17 protein-coding genes are annotated in these 18,024 nt (G+C 64.9%); 14 read left to right on the forward strand and 3 right to left on the reverse strand.

Annotated elements, in window-relative coordinates:
* Positions 1–111: 111 nt before the first annotated feature.
* The 4 genes from ACIPUB_RS06450 (at position 112) to ACIPUB_RS06465 (ending at position 5,126) form a co-directional block, all read left to right on the forward strand.
* Positions 112–1,050 carry a 5-dehydro-4-deoxyglucarate dehydratase gene (locus tag ACIPUB_RS06450; RefSeq protein ID WP_407606633.1) on the forward strand — a complete coding sequence of 313 codons (939 nt, stop codon included), beginning with the start codon at positions 112–114 and terminating at the stop codon, positions 1,048–1,050.
* Positions 1,051–1,114: 64 nt separating this feature from the next.
* The gene (locus ACIPUB_RS06455; RefSeq protein WP_407606634.1) at positions 1,115–2,722 is read left to right on the forward strand and encodes an aldehyde dehydrogenase (NADP(+)); all 1,608 of its coding nucleotides are present in this window, start codon (positions 1,115–1,117) and stop codon (positions 2,720–2,722) included.
* Positions 2,719–4,050: an enolase C-terminal domain-like protein gene (locus tag ACIPUB_RS06460; protein ID WP_407606635.1), complete on the forward strand. Its 1,332-nt coding sequence runs from the start codon at positions 2,719–2,721 to the stop codon at positions 4,048–4,050. The genes ACIPUB_RS06455 and ACIPUB_RS06460 overlap by 4 nt, the downstream gene beginning before the upstream one ends.
* A gap of 134 nt (positions 4,051–4,184) precedes the next feature.
* Entirely contained in the window at positions 4,185–5,126 is a 942-nt protein-coding gene (locus ACIPUB_RS06465) for an AEC family transporter (protein ID WP_407606636.1), read from the forward strand.
* Here the strand turns inward: ACIPUB_RS06465 and ACIPUB_RS06470 are convergent, their stop codons facing one another.
* Positions 5,127–6,053: an NAD-dependent epimerase/dehydratase family protein gene (locus tag ACIPUB_RS06470; protein WP_407606637.1), complete on the reverse strand. Its 927-nt coding sequence runs from the start codon at positions 6,051–6,053 to the stop codon at positions 5,127–5,129.
* Positions 6,054–6,210: 157 nt separating this feature from the next.
* Here ACIPUB_RS06470 and ACIPUB_RS06475 point away from each other — a divergent pair, with 157 nt between their 5' ends.
* Positions 6,211–7,365, forward strand: coding sequence for a mandelate racemase/muconate lactonizing enzyme family protein (locus ACIPUB_RS06475; RefSeq protein WP_407606638.1), 1,155 nt, complete (start codon positions 6,211–6,213; stop codon positions 7,363–7,365).
* Between the two features lie 91 nt (positions 7,366–7,456).
* Here ACIPUB_RS06475 and ACIPUB_RS06480 read toward each other — a convergent pair whose 3' ends face one another.
* Positions 7,457–8,404 (reverse strand): LysR family transcriptional regulator, encoded by a 948-nt coding sequence (locus tag ACIPUB_RS06480; protein ID WP_407606639.1) that lies wholly within the window; start codon positions 8,402–8,404, stop codon positions 7,457–7,459.
* A gap of 102 nt (positions 8,405–8,506) precedes the next feature.
* On the opposite strand from ACIPUB_RS06480, the gene ACIPUB_RS06485 reads away from it, so the two are divergent.
* The 8 genes from ACIPUB_RS06485 (at position 8,507) to ACIPUB_RS06520 (ending at position 14,477) form a co-directional block, all read left to right on the forward strand.
* Positions 8,507–9,835 (forward strand): glucarate dehydratase family protein, encoded by a 1,329-nt coding sequence (locus tag ACIPUB_RS06485; RefSeq protein WP_407606640.1) that lies wholly within the window; start codon positions 8,507–8,509, stop codon positions 9,833–9,835.
* A 5-nt stretch (positions 9,836–9,840) separates the two neighbouring features.
* The gene (locus ACIPUB_RS06490; protein ID WP_407606641.1) at positions 9,841–10,851 is read left to right on the forward strand and encodes a 2-hydroxyacid dehydrogenase; all 1,011 of its coding nucleotides are present in this window, start codon (positions 9,841–9,843) and stop codon (positions 10,849–10,851) included.
* A 166-nt stretch (positions 10,852–11,017) separates the two neighbouring features.
* The gene (locus ACIPUB_RS06495; protein ID WP_407606642.1) at positions 11,018–11,470 is read left to right on the forward strand and encodes a hypothetical protein; all 453 of its coding nucleotides are present in this window, start codon (positions 11,018–11,020) and stop codon (positions 11,468–11,470) included.
* Entirely contained in the window at positions 11,467–12,090 is a 624-nt protein-coding gene (locus ACIPUB_RS06500; protein WP_407606643.1) for a hypothetical protein, read from the forward strand. The genes ACIPUB_RS06495 and ACIPUB_RS06500 overlap by 4 nt, the downstream gene beginning before the upstream one ends.
* On the forward strand, positions 12,087–12,419 hold the full coding sequence (locus tag ACIPUB_RS06505) for a glycosyltransferase family 2 protein (protein ID WP_407606644.1): 333 nt from the start codon (positions 12,087–12,089) through the stop codon (positions 12,417–12,419). Before ACIPUB_RS06500 ends, ACIPUB_RS06505 begins: the two co-directional genes overlap by 4 nt.
* Positions 12,368–12,832 carry a hypothetical protein gene (locus ACIPUB_RS06510; RefSeq protein ID WP_407606645.1) on the forward strand — a complete coding sequence of 155 codons (465 nt, stop codon included), beginning with the start codon at positions 12,368–12,370 and terminating at the stop codon, positions 12,830–12,832. Before ACIPUB_RS06505 ends, ACIPUB_RS06510 begins: the two co-directional genes overlap by 52 nt.
* A gap of 216 nt (positions 12,833–13,048) precedes the next feature.
* The gene (locus ACIPUB_RS06515; RefSeq protein WP_407606646.1) at positions 13,049–13,651 is read left to right on the forward strand and encodes an NADPH-dependent FMN reductase; all 603 of its coding nucleotides are present in this window, start codon (positions 13,049–13,051) and stop codon (positions 13,649–13,651) included.
* 301 nt (positions 13,652–13,952) lie between these two features.
* Complete coding sequence (locus tag ACIPUB_RS06520) at positions 13,953–14,477, forward strand: hypothetical protein (protein WP_407606647.1); 525 nt, start codon at positions 13,953–13,955, stop codon at positions 14,475–14,477.
* 65 nt (positions 14,478–14,542) lie between these two features.
* Here ACIPUB_RS06520 and ACIPUB_RS06525 read toward each other — a convergent pair whose 3' ends face one another.
* Positions 14,543–16,090: a M20/M25/M40 family metallo-hydrolase gene (locus tag ACIPUB_RS06525; RefSeq protein ID WP_407606648.1), complete on the reverse strand. Its 1,548-nt coding sequence runs from the start codon at positions 16,088–16,090 to the stop codon at positions 14,543–14,545.
* A gap of 539 nt (positions 16,091–16,629) precedes the next feature.
* On the opposite strand from ACIPUB_RS06525, the gene ACIPUB_RS06530 reads away from it, so the two are divergent.
* On the forward strand, positions 16,630–17,994 hold the full coding sequence (locus ACIPUB_RS06530; protein ID WP_407606649.1) for an MFS transporter: 1,365 nt from the start codon (positions 16,630–16,632) through the stop codon (positions 17,992–17,994).
* The last annotated feature ends 30 nt before the right edge of the window (positions 17,995–18,024 follow it).

Raw genomic sequence — 18,024 nt, forward strand, 5'->3', positions numbered from 1 at the left:
TTGGACATGCATCGATCATCCTCCCTAGGCTGAGGTCAACGAACAAGAACATCGTCCACCGCCACTTATCCACGTTGTCGTGGAGGCGCCCCCATCTTTAGGAGTATCCCCATGGCCACGTACACCCCCGCCGAACTTGCCACCACGCTCAAGGACGGGCTGCTCTCCTTCCCGGTGACCGCATTCGATGCCGACCTGGAGATCGACGAGGCCGCCTACCGCCGCCACCTCGACTGGCAGTCGAGCTTCGGCGTCGCAGGCCTCTTCGCCGCCGGCGGCACCGGCGAGGGTTTCACCCTCACCCCGGAGGAATCCGCCCGCGTGGTGCGCATGGCAGTCGAGGAAGCCGGCTCACGCGTGCCGGTGCTCGGCTCGGCCGGAGGCTCCACCAAGCAGGCCATCCTCAACGCCCAGGACTCCGAGGCCGCCGGCGCCCAGGGCCTACTGTTGCTGCCGCCGTACCTGACCGAGTGCGACCAGGACGGCCTGTTCGCCCACGCCTCCGCCGTCTGCTCCTCAACCTCCACCGGCGTCATCGTCTACAACCGCGCCAACGCCATCTACTCGGCCGACACCGTGGCCCGCCTGGCCGACACCCACGAAAACTTCATCGGCTTCAAGGACGCCACCGGGGACATCGAGCACCTGACCCGGGTCTACACCAAGAACGGCGACCGCCTCTTCTACCTGGGCGGCCTGCCCACCGCCGAAACCTTCGCCCTGCCGCTGCTGCAGCTGGGCATGAGCACCTACTCCTCGGCCATGTACAACTTCGTTCCGGAGTTCGCCCTCGAGTTCTACCAGGACGTCCGCAACCAGGACCGCGCGGCCGTCACCGAAAAGCTCAAGCGCTTCGTCCTTCCCTACCTGGACATCCGCGACCGCGTGGCCGGTTACGGCGTCTCCATCGTCAAGGGTGGACTGAAGGCCATCGGCCGCGACGCCGGATCGGTGCGCCCGCCGCTGCAGAACCTCACCGAAGCCGACCTGGCCGATTTGGGCGCACTGCTGACGCAGGCCGGCCTGATGCCTGCCGCAGCAGCCGTCTAAACCTTTCCCACAGGACGCACCAACATCTTCACCGATATACCCACCTTCCGACGCAGGAGCAGCAATGTCCACGGATACCCAGCAACTCACCGGCCAGTCCATCCTGGCTGGGATCGCCACCCCGGGCAACGGAAAAGAGGTGCGCGGCTTCAACCCCGCCACCAACCAGCCCCTCGAACCGGCCTACTCGCTGATCGACACCGGCCAGCTACAGCTGGCCACGACCGCAGCCGAGGACGCCTTCGATTCCTTCCGTGCCCTTGACCCGGAAACCCACGCCGCCTTCCTCGAGGCCATCGCCGCGAACATCGAGGCCGTGGGAACGGAGCTGGTGGCCCGGGCCATGGAGGAGACGGGGCTTCCCGAGGCACGCCTGACCGGCGAGCGCGGGCGCACCTGCAACCAGTTGCGGCTCTTCGCCCAGGTTGTCCGCCAGGGCGACCACCTCGGGGTGCGGATCGACCCGGCACTGCCGGAGCGCACGCCGATGCCGCGGGTGGACATCCGCCAGCGCAAGATCCCGGTGGGTCCGGTCGCGGTGTTTGGTGCGTCCAACTTCCCTCTGGCCTTCTCCACCGCCGGCGGTGATACGGCCTCGGCCCTGGCCGCGGGCTGCCCGGTGGTCTTCAAGGCACACAATGCCCACCCGGGCACCAGCGAAATCGTTGGCCGGGCCATCACCCAGGCCATCACGGAGGCCAACCTGCATCCGGGCATCTTCTCGCTGGTCTACGGACCGGGTGCAAGCATCGGCCAGGCTCTGGTGTCCGACCCGCGCATCAAGGCCGTGGGCTTCACCGGTTCCCGCGGTGGCGGCACCGCGCTGATGGCCACCGCCGCCGCGCGCCCGGAGCCGATCCCGGTCTACGCCGAAATGAGCTCCATCAACCCGGTCATCTTCTTCGCCGGGGCACTGGCCGAGGACGCCGCCGGACACGCCAAGGCCTACCTGGGCTCGGTCACCGGCTCCAGCGGCCAGCTTTGCACCGCACCGGGACTGGTCTTTGTCCCGGCCGGGGATGCAGGCGACGCCTTCGCCGCCGCGCTTCGTGGCGAGACCGCCGATGTCGCAGGGCAGACCATGCTCACCCAGGGCATCTACAACTCCTGGGTCCAGGGTGTGGAAAACCTTGGCCAGCAGGCTGGTGTCGAGCTCTTGGCCGAGGGCTCCAAGGGGGCAACGAAAAACGCCCCGGCCCCATCCATCTTCTCCACCGGCGTGGAACAGCTACTGGACAACCCGGTGCTGCACGAAGAGATCTTCGGCGCCGCCTCCCTGGTCATCCGCTACGAGAACGCAGCCGACCTGGCAGAGGCACTTTCCAAGCTGGAGGGCCAGCTCACCGCGACCCTGCAGCTGAACGAGAACGACCACGAGGCCGTCGCCGCGGTGCTGCCGATCCTGGAGCGCAAGGCCGGACGCATCCTGGTCAACGGCTGGCCCACCGGTGTCGAGGTCGGCCACGCCATGGTCCACGGCGGACCGTTCCCGGCAACCTCGGACACCCGCACCACCTCGGTCGGAACCCTGGCCATCGAGCGCTTCCTGCGCCCGGTCGCCTACCAGAACATCCCGGACTCCTTGCTGCCAGCCCCGCTGCAGCAGGCCAACCCCTGGAAGCTGACCCGCCGCATCGACGGCACCCTGAAGACCGCCGGAGAAGACGCATGAGCACAGCACAACCCACCATCGCAGCCATCGAGGTCGTCCCGGTTGCCGGGCACGACTCGATGCTGCTGAACCTCTCCGGCGCCCACGGCCCGTTCTTCACCCGCAACATCACCATCATCACGGACTCCGATGGCCGCACGGGTCTGGGCGAGGTGCCCGGGGGCGAGGCGATCCGCAGCACCATCGAGGAGGCAGGCCAACTGCTCATCGGCGCCTCGGTGGCCCGCTACCGCTCGCTGCTGCGCGAGGTCGCCACCAAGTTTGCCGACCGCGATTCGGGCGGGCGCGGCGCGCAGACCTTCGACCTGCGCACCACGGTGCATGCGGTCACCGCCATCGAATCGGCGCTGCTGGATCTGCATGGCCAGTTCCTCGGCGTTCCGGTCGCGGAGCTGCTGGGCGACGGGCAGCAGCGCGATGCGGTGCCCATGCTCGGCTACCTTTTCTATGTGGGCAATCCCGATGACACCGATCTGCCCTACCTGCGCGAGCCACACGGCACCGATGACTGGGAGCGGGTCCGCCGCGAAGAGGCCATGACCCCCGAGGCCATTGTCCGGCTCGCCGAGGCCGCACAGAAGCGTTACGGCTTCAAGGACTTCAAGCTCAAGGGCGGGGTGCAAGAAGGGGATGCGGAAGTAGATGCCGTCATCGCCCTGAAGCAGCGCTTCCCCGAAGCACGCATCACCCTGGACCCCAACGGAGGCTGGCTGCTGAAGGATGCCATCCGCCTGGGCAAGCGCATGGCCGGAGTCGTCGCCTACGCCGAGGACCCGTGCGGTGCCGAGGGCAAGTTCTCCGGGCGCGAGGTAATGGCCGAGTTCCGGCGGGCCACCGGCCTACAGACCGCCACCAACATGATCGCCACCGACTGGCGCGAAATGTCCCACGCGGTGCGCTCCAATGCCGTGGACATCCCGCTGGCCGACCCGCACTTCTGGACCATGGCCGGGTCCGTGCGCGTGGCCCAGCTCTGCAAGGAGTTCGGGCTGACGTGGGGTTCGCACTCGAACAACCACTTCGACATCTCGCTGGCCATGTTCACGCAGGTCGGTGCAGCGGCACCGGGTACGATCACGGCCCTGGATACGCACTGGATCTGGCAGGACGGCCAGGGGCTGACCGAGGAGCCGCTGCTGATTCGCGACGGCGAGATCAAGGTTCCGGCACGTGCGGGCCTGGGCGTTACCCTTGACCGCACCCGGTTGGCCGAGGCGCACGAACTCTATCTGGAGCATGGGCTGGGATCGCGCGACGACGCGGCCTCCATGCAGTACCTGATTCCCGGATGGGAATTCAACGCGAAGTCCCCGGCGCTGGTCCGCTAACGCCGATCTTGCAAAACGCCACATAAAAAGCAGGGACGCGGGAAACGTTCGTCGGAACGTTCCCCGCGTCCCTGCCATGCTTAAGCGCGGGCGTGGATCGCGCCCGCTTCTTCAACGCCGTTTCAGGAGGCCATGTGCAGGGAGTGCTCCAGGGCTTCACGATCGTGCTGATCCTGATCTTCATTGGGCTGGCCACCGCGCGGTTTTTGCCGCGCAAGCGCGAATCCATCGCCACCGGGCTGACCCCGCTGATCTACTACATCACCAATCCGGCACTGATGTTCACGATGCTTGCCGACACGGACCTGCGCTCAGTGATCGGCGTGTACACCCCGATTGCGCTCATCACCGCCGCCCTGACCGGCGGCCTCTACGCGCTGAGCGCCAAGCTGTTCTTCAAGGTGCCGGCGGCCCGGCTCCCGGGCGCTGCCATGTCCACCAGCTACGTCAACGCAGGAAACATCGGCGTGCCGCTTGCGCTCTACGCGGTGGGCAGCACCAACCCGGTGGTCTCGGTCCTCATCGCCCAGCTGCTGCTGATCGCCCCGGTCTATCTGTGCCTCTTTGCCTTGGCGGCCCGGGCCAAGGGCAACGAGGAAAACAAGCCCCCTCTGGCCAAGACCATCCTTCGCTCCATCGCCAACCCGGTCACCATCGCCACGTTCGTCGGCGCGCTCTTCGCCGCCTTCAACCTCCGCCTGCCCGAGGTCATCAACATCCCACTGAACATGTTGGGCCAGGCCTCCATCCCGCTGCTGTTGATGGCGTTCGGCATGGCACTCTTCGGGCAGCGCCCGCTGGCAGAGAAGTCCCTGCGCGGCGAGGTCTTTTTGGCCACCGGATTCAAGATGCTCTTCATGCCGCTGGTGGCCTGGGTGTTTGCCGCTTTCGTCTTCAAATTGCAGGGCACCGCCCTGCTCGGGGTCGTGATCATGGCGGCGCTTCCCACGGCACAGAACGTGCTGCTCTTTTCCCAGCAGTTCCGGCTGGAAACCACGGTGGCCCGTGAAGTGGTCCTCTGCAGCACGCTGCTGGCCCTGCCGGTAACGCTGGTGATCACGCTCCTGCTGGGCTGATCAGGCACCGTGCACGGGCTCCGGCTGGTTGAGAAGTTCGGTGCGCCAGCTGCGCTTGGGCTCCCAGCCCAGGACGGTGCGGGCGCGAGAGATGCTGAAGGCCGGGGAGGTCCCGACCAGCCCGGCGGCCAGTTCCTCGCTGCCCGGCACATAGTGCGGCAGCAGCTCGCTCAACGGCCTGGTGGCCAGGGCATCGGCGGCGCCCACGAAAAAGGTCGAACCGTTCTCGATCACGTCCATCTTCCCCAGCAGCAGCAGCAGGAAATCGGTGACGTCCCGGGCATCGACGTAGTTGAACAGCGAGGGCGCCGCCAAATCCGGGTCCTGAAGCCGTTCGGTGACGGTGTGGCCTTGCTGGGTCGGCGCGCCCTCCCATTCCTCGGGGGCAATCACGTAGCAGGGGCGGAAGGAGGCGAACTTGGCCTCCTTGCCGCGCGCCGCGGCGAACATCGAGGCAACCTGCTCGGCCACCAGCTTGGACAGGCCATAGGCGTGCCACGGTTTTGTCGGGGTGTCCTCGTCCAGCGGGAATCGCGCGGGTAGCCAGCCGGAGGGCGCCCCATAGCCAATGACAGTGGGGCTGGAGGCCAGCACGATCTTCGTGCACCCGGCCTCCAGCGCTGCCGAGGCCACGTTGTGCGCGATGGTCGCATTGGTCTTCAGGATCACTTCCTCCGGGGCGCTGAACGGCACAGCGATGGCGGCCAGGGAAATGACGGCGTTCGGACGGACCGAGGCAAAGGCCTCGAGGGTTTGGTCGGTGTCCAGAAGGTCGACAGAGAGGTACTCGGCCCCGGGCTCCGGGGCCTCGGGCAGGCGTTGGTCAACGGACGTGACGGCGTGGCCGGCTGCAAGCAGGCCCTGGACAACGCTGCGTCCGAGTCGTCCCGAGCCGCCGGTGACCAGAATATGTTCGGTGAGTCCCATGTCCTGAACATTACCTCCCGGCCGGGACCTGTTGCGGGCAATCCAGGGGTGGTCCTAGACAACCATCGGGCCCGACCCTATATTCGGGTGAAGTGGGAAGCCCCATGTCCGCCCCAATATCTGCCACGCAAACCCAATCCTTCAAATGGAGCACCCCATGCCAGTGACAGGTCCGCGAGCCGAACAAAGCATTGAGTCGGTTCAGCTGCTCCGGGTGCGCATGCCCTTCAACGCGACCCGCAGTGCGGAGCCCGGCGACGAGAGCATCGATGAGTTCAATGCCTCCTCGCGCACCTTCACCTCCATGGAATCTTTGATGGTCAAGGTGACAACCAGCGAAGGACTGATCGGCTGGGGCGAGGCCTTCGGGCACAAGGTCAACGACGTCACCTGGGCGGCACTCGAATCGCTGGTCGGCCCGTTTTACCTGAACAAGCCCGTCGATCCGGAGCCCCTCAACGACCAGGCGCAACGCGCCTTCCATGCCTTTGGCCGCACCGGCCCGGTGCTCTACGCCATTTCCGCCCTCGACATCGCCTTGTGGGATATCAAGGCACAGATCGCCGACAGTCCCCTGCGGCGGCTGCTCAACCCCTCGGCACGGAATAGCATCACTGCCTATGCCAGCCTGGTGCACTACGGGGAAGACCCCGCCGAGGTGGCCCAGCAGATTTCCCGCGCCCAGGGCCTGGGCTTCGATGCCTTCAAGCTGCATGAGTCCAGCTATCCGGCCATTGCCGCGGCCCGGGCACAGGCAGGTGCCTCCGCACCGCTGATGGTGGACGTCAATTGCCGGTGGAATGAAGCGGACGCGGCGGCCGCCATCGACTCGTTCCTGCCACTAAATCTTCGCTGGCTCGAGGAACCCCTGTGGCCGCCGGATGATCTCGAGGCCCATCGCCGGCTGGCTGACCGGGGCATTCCGCTGGCTTGCGGCGAGAACGCCTCCGGCGCCGAGGCCTTGGATGCCGCGCTCGCTGCCGGCGCGCTGGGCGTGGCCCAGCCGAGCATCGGCAAAATCGGCGGATTCAGTTCCATGCTTCGTTATCTTCCGCCCCGCTCCGACGCAGCCGTGGTGGTTCCCCACTGTTTCTACTACGGACCGGCACAGGTTGCCACCGCCCAGTTCATCGCCGCCATGACCCACGAGGTCCAATTGGAAGCCCCGCTGCTCATCTGGGACGAGCACCTGCATCCCTTGCATGCCGCACGGGCAACCCTCAAGCTACCTGACGTACCGGGCCTTGGATTCATCCCGGACGCGGAGGTGCTCGAAAGGTACCTGGTCGACCGCCGCCTCTTGGGTGCGTGAGACCCGGCGGGATGGGGTGAACGGTAGTGCCGTTCAGCGACGCAAGGAAGAGCTGGCCATCGGGGGCTACTCCAGGCAACCTACTTCGAGCTCAAACCGGTTCTTTCGGGGCAGTCGAATCGTTCGGTTCCCCGGATTCCGGAGTGAGCGAATCCAGGAAGATCTTGCGCAGCATTTCCGCCGCCGGGTTGGTGGACGACTCGTCCCAGGCCAGATACATGTCCGAATGGTTCAGGTTCGACAGTCCGTTGGCCCCGGTGATTTCCTCGAAGACCACACCGCGCGGGGCGAACTCCATGGCGGTTGCCGGAACCAGCGTGACGCCCAGACCCGCAGCCACCAACGCCAACAATGCCGGAATCTGGCTGGCTATCTGGGCAATGTTCGGCCGGGCACCGACCGAGTCGAAAAGCCGGAGCACCAGGTCATAGAAGTACCGGGCCTCCCCCGTGGAATACATCATGAGGGGCAAGCCCACGAGTTCCTTGATGAACACGCCCTTCCCCGTGGCCAGGTCGTGGCCCTCCGGCAGCGCCACCACCAACCGATCCTTCTTGACGAGCTGGGTGACCACACCGGGGCGGGTGACCATCGGACGCAGGAGCCCGATGTCGATCGAGCCCTTGCTCAGCGCCTCCAACTGCTCAACGGAGACTGCCTCACGCAGCACCAGGGTCACATGCGGCAGGTGTTTGGAGGCCTGGTTCAACAGGTCAGGAAGCACGGCTTGGCCGGCTACGGCCGTGTACCCGATGACCACGGTCCCCGCGTCACCCGTGGCCACCCGGGAGACCTCCAAACTGGTCTTCGCGCTCAGATCAAGGATGCGCCTGGCGTTGGGCAGCAAAACCCGTCCGGCCGCGGTGAGCTCCACACGCCGGGAGTTGCGGATGAAGAGCTGGGCCTGGAGCTCGCGTTCAAGGAGTTGGATCTGTCGACTCAGCGGAGGCTGGGTCATGTTCAGCCGCTCCGCCGCGGCACCGAAGTGCAATTCCTCGGCCACCGCCACGAATGACTCGAGCTGGATCAGCGAAAACATCGATTCACTCCTTGAATGATTGGTTGTCATATTTGGCTTGGACACGCATCCATGCACGCACCTAAGGTGAGTCTAGCCACACCATTGATACGGAGCCCCCACATGTCGGAATCTGGACCAGACTTCTCGCTCGCGACGCTCAATCCCGATGCCACTGCCTCAAACAGTTCCATCATCACCGAGATCAGCGTGACTCCCGTGGCGTTCGCCGATCCCCCGCTGCTGAACTCCGTGGGCGTGCACGAGCCCTTCGCCCTGAGGGCGATCGTGGTCATCCGCACCGAGGAGGGTCTCTACGGCCTGGGGGAAACCTACGGCGACGAAGCCCACGTGGCACGGTTGAACCGGGCAGCCTCCATGCTGGTGGGCGCGGACGCCTTCAACATCAACCAGGTTTCGGCCCTGGTCACCGAATCCCTGCGCGAGGACTCGGGTTTAGGCGGGCATGGCACCGGCGGCATGGTCACCACCACGTCCCTGGAAGACCGGGTCCTCTCGGCCTTCGATGTGGCCTGCCTCGACATCCAGGGCAAGGCACTGGGAGTACCGGTCAGCATGTTGTTGGGCGGAGCGGTGCGCGACGAGGTCGCATTCAGCGGCTACCTCTTCTACAAATGGGCGGGACATCCGGGCCATGCACCCGATGCGTGGGGCGAGGCGCTGGACCCGGCGGGAATCGTGGCCCAGGCCCGCAAGATGGTCAACGACTACGGATTCACCGCGCTCAAGCTCAAGGGCGGGGTCTTCGAACCGGAGATCGAGGCGGCCACGATCGAGGCCTTACGTGAGGCGTTCCCCGAGATGCCGTTGCGCATCGACCCCAACGGCGTGTGGACCGTTGAGACCGCGATCAAGGTTGGGAGGCGGCTGGAGCCGGTGTTGGAATATCTTGAGGACCCATGCCTGTACATTGCTGACAATGCGGCGGTCCGTGCCGTAGTGAACCTACCCATAGCGACCAACATGTGCGTGGTGTCATTCAACGACGTGCCCCCGGCCATCGCCGCTGGCGCCGTGGACGTCGTCCTCTCGGACCACCACTTCTGGGGAGGTCTGAGGCGCTCGCAGGCCTTGGCCGGCATCGCCGAGACCTTCAAGCTCGGCCTGTCCATGCACTCGAACTCGCACCTTGGCATCAGCTTTGCCGCGATGATCCAGCTGGCCGCCGCCACCAGGAACATCGACTATGCCTGCGACACCCATTGGCCCTGGAAGTTGGCCAGCGATGACGTGATCGTCCCCGGAGTCCTGGAAATCAGCGGTGGTTCGGTCAAGGTTCCCACCAGGCCCGGGCTCGGCGTGGAACTCGACGAGGAAGCGCTGGCCCGGATGCACCAGCAATATCTGGATTGCGGGCTCACCAAACGCGACGACACCACCTATATGCAGAGCATCCACCCGGATTTCCAGCTCACCACCCCGCGCTGGTGAAGGCCATGCGTATCGTCGTCAACGACCCCATCATCTCCAGATTCGCGGACCTGCTGCAGGAAACCGCCCCCGGGAACGACTGGGACTTCGTTGCCGACCTTTCCTCCGAAGCACAGTCCGCTGCCATCGCCCGTGCCGAGGTGCTGGTGTGCGCCAAGCTCAGTGCCCGTGATGCCTCCGCCTGCACCGCCGGATTCGTGCACATCACCGGCGCCGGCGCCGACCGCGTCGCCGTCGCCGACCTCCCCATCGAGACGATGGTCGCCCGGACCTCCCACCACGAACGCTCAATCGCCGAACACATCCTGATGGTGGTGCTTGCACACCAGCGGCGGTTGCTGTCCGTGAGCGACCAAATGCGTTTCGGAACCTGGCGGTCGGTGGCCACCGAACCTAGCACTCCCCTACACCGGACCCTGGATGAACTCACGATTGGCTTCGTCGGGCTGGGCGGGATCGGAACCGAAGCCGTGCGCATGTGCACCGGGCTGGGAATGAGAGCAGTTGCCGTGCGCCGGAATCCCGAAGCGGCGGAAGCACCAGACACCAATGTCCAGTGGGTCAAGGCCATGGAGGACCTCCCCGAGCTTCTGGCGGCGAGTGACGTGGTGGTCCTTTGTCTGCCGCTCACCGAGGAAACCCACTGGTTGATGGGAACCGAGCAATTCGAACAGATGCGCAGCGACGCCCTGCTGATCAATGTTTCTCGCGGACCGATCATTGCCGAAGAGGCACTGTACGCGGCACTTCGTGAGGGAACCATCGGAGGTGCGGCCTTGGACGTTTGGTGGGACGCGCCCAACGGCACGGAGGCACCCGAGACTGTTGGCCGCTTTGCGGCCCTCCCGAACGTCATTTCCACCCCTCACCATTCCGGCCACGCCTTCCAGACCTTCGTGCGTCGCGCGACTGAAATCGCGCAGAACATCAACCTTTTCAAGGAGGGACGACCACCAGGCAACACCTTCGATCGCGTCCAGACTCCGGCACCTTTCGAATCGCTTCCGCACGCGTAGAGCCACCGGCAGCAAGGCGGGAAGTCTGTCTGAAGCAGGGAGCTCCCCCGGCACGCCGCAGGAAGAAACCCACGGCCGGCGGGCATCAACCTGTGCGATTGGCTGACTTTTACTACGTGGCGGTTTACGCTCGCCACGTAGCGAACCATCGGAGAAGGGACCTTCAATGAGTCATGATCGTGAAAATCCAAGTTCCGGGCATACGGCGCCACCGAACACGTCGAAGGAAACCATCGATGCATTGGGAAAACTCTCCGAAGCGCTCGAAGTCGTGGAAGATGCCCGTGGAAGTCTGTATCGGTTTCATCGTCTGACAGGCAGGGCAGACCTGGCCCTGGGCGAAGCCGTGGACATGTTCAAGGATGCAGGGTACGAAGATATCGCCCGCAAAGTGCAGGACACCATGGTGGGGCGCAATGTCTTGGAAGGACGATGGACCTTCCAGATCATGGAGGAATACGACGATGGGTACTACAAAGATCTCAAGACACTGGAGGAAGAGATTCGCCAGCAGCTCGTCGAGGGTCGTCGTCACCTCTTTGAGGCGCAAATGAAGGAAGATCGCCGAACTCACGGGCAACGCCATCACGAAGCCAGTCCACCGGAGGAACCATTGTGAGTAAGTTGCCCGCAGCCTCCAACCCGAGGGTTTCCCTGCCGCTCGTCAAGGAACCGGCGAGCGCGTACGAGCAAGTCTTCGTTCCACACCTCGGTGATGCCTTGCGGTTGGTTGCCCTGTTGGCCATTCCCGCGGCGTGGATCGTTTCGGGTCCGCTCTCGGCACTGACGATGCTGCTGGTGTCCGGCGGGACGTGGGCGTTGCGCTACTACTCCCAGACCCGGAGTGAGGATCTTGCGGGCCAGATCGTGTTGCTTCTTGGTGGGGCATTCAGCGTGCTGGGCAGCTACAGGGAAGTCGAATGGCTGGATCTCCTAGTCCACTTGCTGATGCTCGCGGTCCTGACCAAGACGCTCGCCATCGTGCTGATTCACCATGCGATGTTGCCGGATGCCTCAACCCGGCGCCAGACAGCAGGCATCCTGGTGGCCGTGACGGGATTGGGTGTCCTGCTCGCCGTGCTCTGGGAAATCGGCGAATGGGCCGGCCACACCTTCATCAACTCGGAAGTCGGAGTCGGTTATGAAGACACGCTCGGGGATTTGGCCGCTGGCTCCCTGGGGTCGCTGATTGCCGCATTCTGGTTCCACCGCTCGACCCGTTTCAGCAGGCAATCATGAGTACGCTCAGCGTGGTGGTCCCGGTCCTAAACGATGCTCAGCACCTGCGAGTACTCCTTGACCTGCTGGCCCGGCAATCAAAGGCGCCGGAAGAAATCATCGTCGTCGACAACGGATCAACCGACGATTCCGTGTTCTGGGCCCAGGCCGCGGGCGCCAGGGTAATCCACCAACCTCTGCCCGGAATCCTGGCGGCTGCCGCTGCAGGCTACGAGGCGGCGACGGGCGAGGTCATCATCCGTTGCGACGCCGATACGCGCGGCCTCCGATCGACTGGGTGCGCCGGATCGACGAGCATTTCACGCGTAGCGGCGAACTGGATGCGTTGACAGGTCCGGGTCGTTTCTATGATCTGCCGGGCTTCATGGGTGCGATGGCCTCGTTCTTCTATGCTTCGGCATATTTCATGGGTATCGGCGGAGCCGTCGCCCGCGTGCCGCTCTGGGGGTCCAACATGGCGTTCCGCCGCGAAATCTGGCCAGCGGTGAGCGAGCAACTGGATTTGGGGAACCTGGATATTCACGATGACTTGGAGTTCACCTGCAAACTCGAACCCGGCGCCGTCACCCGATTCGACAGGAAGCTGCGGGTTGGAGCCGCCGGGCGAATTTTCTCCAGAAAGGGCGGGCTCCGTAATTCCGTGGGCGTGGCGCTGCGGACCCTGGAACTCAACGGCGCTGCGACTGGGGTGCGGCGACGCTGGCACCGGAAGCTAGGTGCCGGGCGTCTTGCGACGCGGTGAAAGATTCCTGCTTGTGCTCCGCGGACGGGTCGCGGAGCATTTGATCCAAGGGTCGGACAGCGGACGGCGGCCATTCGATCCGTGAATCTGTGAATGCTGCCAAGTCGTCGGGCACCAGGGCCCGGGACAGGCACACATGCAGCAGACATGCGCGTTCACCTGATATTTGGCCAGCAACTATGGACGATGCCGCGGCCTCCGTGTTGGACTGTCCCCATGACTAACTACAACATTGGTTATTTCGTCGGTTCATTGTCCACCAACTCCATCAACCGCACCCTTTCCAAGGCGTTGATCAAGCTGGCCCCGGACAACCTTCAATTCACCGAGATCTCCATCAAGGATCTCCCGTTGTACAACTACGATTTCGACGCCAACTACCCGCCCGAGGGAACCGCATTCAAGCAGGCAGTCGAGTCTTCGGACGGCCTACTGTTCGTCTCCCCCGAATACAACCGTTCGATTCCCGGCGCACTGAAGAACGCCATCGACTGGGGTTCACGCCCGTGGGGTGCCAACTCCTTCGCCCGCAAGCCCAGTGGCATCATCGGCGCCTCCGTCGGCGCCATCGGCACAGCAGTCATGCAGTCGAACATGCGCAGCGTGCTCAGCTTCCTCGATGCCCCGCAGCTGAACTCGCCCGAAGGATACATCGCGTTCAAGCCGGAGATCTTTGATGCCGAGGGCAATGTCTCCGACAGTGGGACTGCTGATTTCCTCGGTCACTACATGAGCGAATTCGCAGCGTTTGTCGAGCGCGTCCTTGATGCCAATGCCGCCGGCCACATTGGCGATGCGGACCCGGTAGAGGCCCCGTAACGGCAATCAGGGAGCGCGTGGCCGGGCGGTCGACATGCCCCGGCCACGCGCTCCCGCTGTGTGCCCAGGTTCCGGAAGTCCGGGGAACCTTCTGTTCACCGCTCCGATTGGAAACCTGCTCGCCCGGCCATCCTTTCCCTTCAGCGACTCACTGCCCGCGTTGGATCGCGCCCGCGGCGGCTCGCTGCCTATCGCCCGGCACCACCACAGACACGCCGAGTCTCCGTTTGATGCCGAGCAGGAAGGCCTTGCCACCTGCGAAGTTCATGGCTAGCGTACGACGGTGAAAGGTGGAACCAACATGCCAGGAGTTCAGCGCTGGGCCGTGATCGCCGCATGGGGAGCATTCCTCGCGACCGTCCCCTCTGCCCTGTGGCGGATTCTCATGATCCTTGGACTGTTGCCCGGGACCGAGGCGCTCCGACAATTTGAGCTGGCCGGCGACCCTGTCGCGAATTACGTTTACGTATTCGCCTTGAGCGTGGTCCAACTCACCGCGGGATTCCTCACCATCGGGCTTATTCGGCCTTGGGGCGAGAGACTCGTTGGACGGCGGGTACTTCTCGCACCGGTACTCGTGGTCGCCACGCTTGGCGGTCTTGCCGTGACATGGCTGTTCACCATTTGGATGACGATGCAGGTCCTTGCCGGCCACCGTCCCGACAACGGCCTGGTCTCTGGGATCCCGTTGGCAATCATGGTTGCCTGCTACGCACCGCTGCTTCTTTGGGGACCGCTCGAGCTGGTGGCAACCGCCGGTTACTGGCAGCGGCGCGCGGCTTTCCGCGGCGCCGCTCAGGGCATGGGCAGCGCAGATAGCGCCTAATGCGGCTTCCCGCTACGGGATGAGCCCGTCGCGGGAAGCCAGCCTCTTTCTTGGGGTACGCCAGATCAGTTGCGGAAGCGGGAGAACACTTTGTACATGTAGTCGCTGCCCTGGCGCAGCGCCTCGACATAGATCCGCTCGTCGTTGCCGTGCATTCCGATGAGCTGGTCGTTGTCCAGCACGTACGGGTAGACGCCGTAGCCGGGAATGCCGCGGGCGCGCCACGGGGCTAGGGATGTGCCGGCCTCGAAGAGCGCCGGGGAGAAGGCCGCGTCCGGGTAGGTCTCCTCCGCGGCTGCGCCCAGCGCCTTGAACAACGGGGTGTCGATGTCAGCCGGCGGGGTGGCCCAGGTCTTGTCGAGTTCGGCCAGCGTTTCCTTCTCGCTCACTCCCTCGGCAACGGCCAGGGCAACCTCGACGTCGCGTGCGGCCATCATCTTGCGCACCTGGGCCAGGAACTCGCGCGGCTTCTGCCCGCCGGGTATTGCCCGGCAGTTGATGCGAACGTGGGCCGAGGAGGGAATCACGTTCTCCTTGTAGCCGGCGTCCTCGATGACGAAGGCGTGGGTGGTGCGCAGCAGTGCGCTGTGCAGCCACGGGTAGCTGGACTTGGACACCATGACGCGGGCGGCGCGCTCGCGGGCGTTCTGGCTGCGGGCAGAGAGCAGCAACTCGACTGCCCGTTTGAAGCCGGCGTCCTCCGAGGCCTTGGCAAGGGCGGAGAAGTACTCGCGGGTCACCTCGGTGAGGTGCACCGGCGCCTGCCAGTCGCCGAGTTCGGCCACCGCGCGGGAGAGCGCGACGATGGCGGAGTCGGGGTTGGGCTTTGAGGAGTGGGTCGCGGTCCCGCCGGCGGTCAGATCCAGGTTGAAGTAGACCTTGTCCTGCCGGGTGGCGGTGATGAGCATCGGCGTGGTCTTGTCCTTCTGCGCCAGGAACCAGCCGCCCTCGGTCAGCACCATACCGGCGTCCAGCTTGTCCCAGTGGTTGGCGGCCAGCCACCGCGAGCCGAATGACCCGGCTTCCTCGTCGCAATCGGTGAGCACGATGATGTCCCGGTCGAACGTGGCACCATCGGAGATGTGCCGCACCAGCGCACTGATGGTGGCCGAGTTGGCGCCCTTCATGTCCAGGGCCCCACGCCCGTAAACTTCGCCGTCACGCACCTCGCCGGAGAACGGGTCCACGGTCCAGTTCTCGCGTTCCACCGGCACAACGTCGGAGTGGCCGAGGATGAGCAACGGCTTCTCGGTGCCCGTTCCGGGGATGCGCGCTATCAGGTGGACGTTGTTCGGCTGCGGGGTGTCGATGATTTCCACGGGAATGCCCGCGTTCTCCCACACGGCCTTGAGCATCTCGGCATGCGGCCGGGTGTCGGCGCCCTGACCGAAGTTCTGCGTGTCGAAGCGGAGCATTCGCTGGAGCAGGTCGAGCGCGTCCTTGTCCGCTTCCGGCACCGCCGAGGCGGCCGCTGCGGGATTGGCCCCGGTTGTCGAGGCGAAGACTCCCCCGCCGACAACGCCGGCGGCACCCAGTGCGGCAACGCCTCCCAGGAATGTGCGGCGGCGCAGCGGCGTCTTTGCGGCCTCGCCCAAATCACGTGTGATGTCCATGTTTATACCCTCTTCGGTCTTGTGCAGTGCGAGTGCAAGACCCACGCTTGCCGAGCGTTCCGGTTCCGGTCAATGGGTGACTGCCGTCACAAGCGCCAAGCGGCCCCGGTTGCGAGACAAGCGGCGCGCTGGGCTCGTTCATGACGACAATGCGACGCAAAAACCTCATTGACGTGGGTTTCGTCCGGATTGGCGACGGCTCACGAAGGGACAAGAGGTGCGGACGCAGGCCAGTCGGCGATATTCTCGCCCCGGAATTGATGGAGACATGTATTTTCTTTCCTGTAGCCCGGGGAACGAGCGAGAATCGGCAAGCACATTTCGCCGTTTTCCTTCTACGCTTGCCATTAGTTACCTGTGGGACGGAAATTCTGTCCCGGATTCCCCGCCGTCTCCGGCGTCGCACCGTCAGCCGGAGTCTGTAGACCGGAGTCCACCCGAGGATCCGTTTCCACGGGAACCGCGTGACATACTTCGCCCCACTGATCTTAGATGTGCAACCGTTGGATGACGCCCACCCTTGTCAGAAAGCCAAGCCCTTGACACTGCCCTCATCGCCCGCCAATCCCGCCCGCAACGCGGTTCCGCGCAAAAGGCCTCGCATCCACCGTGCCTGGCTCGTGGCCGCGGTGACGGTGCTCGCCCTCGTGGCGGCCGCCGCCTTCCGCTCCACCACCGGCGCGTTCTTTGAGCCGCTGGAATCCGAGTTCGGGTGGACCCGCTCTCAGTTGTCCACCGCGGTGACGATCAACCTCGTGGTCTACGGATTGGTGGCGCCGTTCACGGCGACGCTGCTGGAACGGTTCTCGATGCGCTTCGTTGCCGCCATGGCCTTGGGTCTGGTCTCGGCCGGTGCCGGACTGGCGGTCTTCGTGTCCGAGGTGTGGCAGCTCTGGCTCCTGTGGGGCGGGCTGGTCGGAATCGGCACAGGTGCCATTGCCCTGGTCTTCGGGGCCGTGGTGGCCAACCGGTGGTTCGCCGTCCGGCGCGGGCTGGTAATGGGAATCTTCTCCGCCGCCAACGCCTGCGGCCAGCTCATCTTCCTCCCCACCATCGTGCATCTCACCGGACTCCATGGCTGGCGCACCGCCTCCCTGCTGGTAGCGGGATTCGCCCTAGCGATCGTTCCCCTGCTGTTCTGGCCGTTCGCAAACAGCCCGGCCGAGGCGAGGACCACGGCCTATGGGGCCGCCGATGACGCAAGCGCCGCGACGGCACCGACCATGGCACGGCCCGCCGGCGGAGCCATGGCCGAGACCATTGGCGTCCTGCGCCACGCCATGCGGTTCCGGGCCTTCTGGATCCTGGCGTTCACGTTCTGGATTTGCGGCTGGTCAACCAACGGCCTGATCCAGACCCATTTCATTCCCGCATCCCACGACCACGGCATGCCGGCGACCACCGCGTCCGGGCTCCTGGCATTGATCGGCGTCTTTGACATCATCGGCACCATTGCCTCGGGCTGGCTGACCGACCGGGTTCGCCCGTGGCTGCTGCTGGTCTTCTACTACGGGTTGCGAGGGGCATCGCTGCTGACCGTCCACTCGCTGCTCGGCCCCACGGTGGAGCCGGTGCTCTGGATCTTCATCCTCTTCTATGGGCTGGACTGGGTCGCCACCGTCCCGCCCACGGTCGTGCTGTGCAGGCAATACTTCGGCCCGGTGCGGGCTGCTGTGGTCTTTGGCTGGGTCTTTGCCTTCCACATGGTCGGCGCCGGCGTGGGCGCGCTCACCGCGGGGATCGGCCGCGACATCTCGGGCAGCTACCTGATCGCCTGGATCACCGCCGCGGTGCTCTGCTTCCTCGCCGCCGCCAGCCTGTTCCTGCTGCCGGGCTCGCGGAAGGCCGTTGAGGCGGAACCCGAAAGCGTCCCCGACGAGCTGGATCCCTCGCGCGTGGACTAGACGCCAAAAAAGGCCGGCCCGCGATCGCGG

Origin of the sequence: Paeniglutamicibacter sp. ORCA_105 (assembly GCF_045798545.1) — a bacterium.
GTDB classification, from domain to species: Bacteria; Actinomycetota; Actinomycetes; order Actinomycetales; family Micrococcaceae; genus Paeniglutamicibacter; species Paeniglutamicibacter sulfureus.

What these genes read in the sequence shown, in the direction of transcription:
- ACIPUB_RS06470 (WP_407606637.1), bottom strand. Translation starts at nt 6,053, where the DNA reads ATGGGACTCACCGAACATATTCTGGTCACCGGCGGCTCGGGACGACTC.
- ACIPUB_RS06455 (WP_407606634.1), top strand. Translation starts at nt 1,115, where the DNA reads ATGTCCACGGATACCCAGCAACTCACCGGCCAGTCCATCCTGGCTGGG.
- ACIPUB_RS06450 (WP_407606633.1), top strand. Translation starts at nt 112, where the DNA reads ATGGCCACGTACACCCCCGCCGAACTTGCCACCACGCTCAAGGACGGG.
- ACIPUB_RS06525 (WP_407606648.1), bottom strand. Translation starts at nt 16,090, where the DNA reads ATGGACATCACACGTGATTTGGGCGAGGCCGCAAAGACGCCGCTGCGC.
- ACIPUB_RS06480 (WP_407606639.1), bottom strand. Translation starts at nt 8,404, where the DNA reads ATGTTTTCGCTGATCCAGCTCGAGTCATTCGTGGCGGTGGCCGAGGAA.
- ACIPUB_RS06495 (WP_407606642.1), top strand. Translation starts at nt 11,018, where the DNA reads ATGAGTCATGATCGTGAAAATCCAAGTTCCGGGCATACGGCGCCACCG.
- ACIPUB_RS06485 (WP_407606640.1), top strand. Translation starts at nt 8,507, where the DNA reads ATGTCGGAATCTGGACCAGACTTCTCGCTCGCGACGCTCAATCCCGAT.
- ACIPUB_RS06515 (WP_407606646.1), top strand. Translation starts at nt 13,049, where the DNA reads ATGACTAACTACAACATTGGTTATTTCGTCGGTTCATTGTCCACCAAC.
- ACIPUB_RS06475 (WP_407606638.1), top strand. Translation starts at nt 6,211, where the DNA reads ATGCCAGTGACAGGTCCGCGAGCCGAACAAAGCATTGAGTCGGTTCAG.
- ACIPUB_RS06505 (WP_407606644.1), top strand. Translation starts at nt 12,087, where the DNA reads ATGAGTACGCTCAGCGTGGTGGTCCCGGTCCTAAACGATGCTCAGCAC.
- ACIPUB_RS06460 (WP_407606635.1), top strand. Translation starts at nt 2,719, where the DNA reads ATGAGCACAGCACAACCCACCATCGCAGCCATCGAGGTCGTCCCGGTT.
- ACIPUB_RS06490 (WP_407606641.1), top strand. Translation starts at nt 9,841, where the DNA reads ATGCGTATCGTCGTCAACGACCCCATCATCTCCAGATTCGCGGACCTG.
- ACIPUB_RS06520 (WP_407606647.1), top strand. Translation starts at nt 13,953, where the DNA reads ATGCCAGGAGTTCAGCGCTGGGCCGTGATCGCCGCATGGGGAGCATTC.